Raw genomic sequence first — 869 nt, forward strand, 5'->3', positions numbered from 1 at the left:
GTCCGTGACGGGCTGGGCATATTGGCGATCAATGGATGCCGTTTGCACGGAGCCATTGAAGGACGCCACCAGGCTGGACGAAAGTTCGGTTCTGGCATCGGCAGTGAGGTTCAAGCGGCGCTCTGCGCGGGATTCGACGGCCAGGTCGGCAGCGGCACCCACTTGCGTAAAGAAGTCGCGCCGGAGTGACGTCCAATGGGCGTCAAGCCGCAGGGCTGCCCCTTCGCCAAGGTCTCGCTGCGCCTGGGCCCGTAGGTCCACGTCGGTATTCGTCCGCAATGCATCCATGCGATGGACATCGACCAAACCGTTACCCTGCAGCCGCCATTCGTCCAGCTGAACGTCCGTCAGGCGGGATCGAAGTCCGGCCAACAACCCCGACGCTCGCTGCCCGATCTGCGTCGTTCGCTCTGCTCCCGAGAACATCTCGACGTCCGCCTCCATGGTAGGACGCCATCGTAGACCAGCAACTCCATTCAACCGCTCCAGTGATGCCAGGCCAACACTACGGCTATCCACGGATGTCGTCCATGACTGGCGCACCAACGCCGACAATCCCGCAATCACCGGTATTTCCAACCCTACGTGCAGGAACTGATCGTCCCGCACCGCTGTCGTGCTCGTGCGGAACATCGTTCCACGATAATCATTCACGACGCGGAATGCCCCCTCAAACACCGGCAGAACAAGGTCCAACTTACCAGTGAATACAAACGTGTTGGCAATCTTGTCCATCCCTACGTACGCAGTATTGCCACCATTGTACGTAGCATCGTACAGTAGTGGTGATACTTGTTGCGATGTAACAAATGGCACCCTAATTAAGGCCAAGGCAACACCTATCAATATGGTTATAGCGTTGCTTTTCA

General features: G+C 57.8%; 1 protein-coding gene. It reads right to left on the reverse strand.

Features of this window, described 5'->3' with window-relative positions:
• Nucleotides 1-735: hypothetical protein (locus ACLD7X_RS17210; RefSeq protein WP_411424912.1), on the reverse strand; the 735-nt coding region annotated here is incomplete at its 3' end.
• Nucleotides 736-869: the final 134 nt, after the last annotated feature.

It is taken from the genome of Aphanothece microscopica RSMan92, assembly GCF_046613545.2.
Classification (GTDB): Bacteria; Cyanobacteriota; Cyanobacteriia; order PCC-6307; family Cyanobiaceae; genus NIES-981.